Raw genomic sequence first — 1,939 nt, forward strand, 5'->3', positions numbered from 1 at the left:
TATTTCATCACCGACAGGATTCACTAAATGGAATAAAAATTCAATGTTCCCTTCCCCTCCTGTTATAGGTGAAAAGGAGGCATCTTTTACAACAAAGCCAATTTCTGTTGCCATAGCAGCTGTTTTTTCCAATACTTCGAGATGTACTTTTTTATCACGAACAATACCTTTTTTACCAACCTTGTCTTTCCCAGCTTCAAACTGTGGTTTCACTAATGCCATCACATCGCCACCTGGAAGCAACAATGTTTTTAATACAGGTAAAATGAGCGATAAGGAAATAAAGCTAACATCAATGGTTGCAAAATCAGGTAGCCCTTCCGTTAAATCAGCGGCTGTTGTATAGCGAAAATTGGTTTTCTCCATGACCGTGACACGTTCATCCGAGCGAATTTTCCAAGCTAACTGGTTAGAGCCCACATCCAATGCATAACAATGTCTTGCTCCATGTTGTAGGGCACAATCTGTAAAGCCGCCTGTAGAGGAGCCAATGTCAAGCATTAGCTTTCCTTCTACAGTCATATCAAAAATTTGTAGGGCCTTTTCAAGCTTTAGGCCACCACGACTAACATATTTTAAATCAGAGCCCTTCACTTGTAGAGGCGCATCGATGGCAATTTTTTCTCCTGCCTTATCAATACGTATTTCATTTGAAAAAACAAGACCTGCCATAATGGATCGTTTTGCTTTTTCTCTTGTCTCGCAAAGCCCACGCTCTACAAGTAAAATATCTACTCTTTCTTTTGGTTGTTTTGTCATTATTTATTCAAACCTACTTGCTGTTTTTGTTGAAGTAATACGTGCATACGTGCAACCGTATCCTCTGCTGTCATATGAATTTCTGCGAGTAACTGATCTACATTACCATGTTCGATATATTGATCTGGAATTCCCATGCGATCAATAAGTGCATTTAGATAGCCATGATCATGAGCAAACTCTAATACGCCACTACCAAATCCACCTTGCAGGACAGCTTCTTCAATCGTTAAAATTGGCTTATGACTAGATAAAATACGATGTAGCATTTCCTCATCCATTGGCTTGATGAAGCGAGCATTAACTACTTCAATCTCAATACCTTGTTGTGCCAGCATTTCAGCTGCCGCCATTGCCATTGGAATCGTCGTTCCAAATGTTAAAATAGATGCGTCTTTCCCCTCGCGCAAGACTTCCCAGCTTCCAATTGGTAAAGCGATAAGCTCTTCATCTAATGGTACGCCAATCCCATTCCCACGTGGATAACGAAGAGCAATTGGGCCACCATCATATTCAATCGCTGTCTTTACCATATGCTGACCTTCATTTTCATCTTTTGGCATCATAATAGTCATGTTTGGAATATGGCGAAGGAAAGCAATATCAAATACACCTTGATGGGTTTCTCCATCCGCTCCAACTAAACCAGCACGATCAATGCCGATAAAAACATTCAAGTTTGGACGAGCAATATCATGTAATACTTGGTCATATGCACGTTGCAAGAATGTAGAATAAATGGCTAAAAATGGCTTCATTTTTTGAGTAGCTAGCCCTGCAGCCATCGTTGCTGCGTGTTGTTCAGCAATTCCTACATCAAAGAAACGATTTGGGAAATCCTTTTGAATACCTTGTAGCTTCGACCCAACAGGCATTGCTGGCGTAATCGTCACTACTCGCTCATCCTCATGAGCAATTTTACGAACCGTTTCTGCAATTAAACTACTCCACGCTGGTCCTTTTGCTTCAGATTTAACAAAGGCACCGTTTTCAATTTTATAGGGACCTGTCCCATGCCAATTACCAATAGTATCATCCTCGGCAGGTTTATAGCCCTTTCCTTTTTTTGTAATGACATGGACCAAAACAGGCCCTTTCACTTTTTTAGCATGTGATAATGTCATTTCTAGGGCTTCGAAATCATGTCCATCAATTGGGCCCAGATATTTAAAACCTAGCT

General features: G+C 40.6%; 2 protein-coding genes. Both read right to left on the bottom strand.

What is annotated here, in order from left to right:
- A partial coding sequence (locus tag RT445_RS23385) for a TlyA family RNA methyltransferase (protein WP_313471726.1) occupies positions 1 to 759 on the bottom strand: 759 nt, incomplete at its 3' end.
- On the bottom strand, positions 759 to 1,939 hold a 1,181-nt coding region (gene dxs / locus RT445_RS23390), incomplete at its 5' end, for a 1-deoxy-D-xylulose-5-phosphate synthase (RefSeq protein ID WP_313471728.1). The genes dxs and RT445_RS23385, both read right to left, overlap by 1 nt.

This window comes from Lysinibacillus sp., from assembly GCF_032093475.1.
Classification (GTDB): Bacteria; Bacillota; Bacilli; order Bacillales_A; family Planococcaceae; genus Lysinibacillus; species Lysinibacillus irui.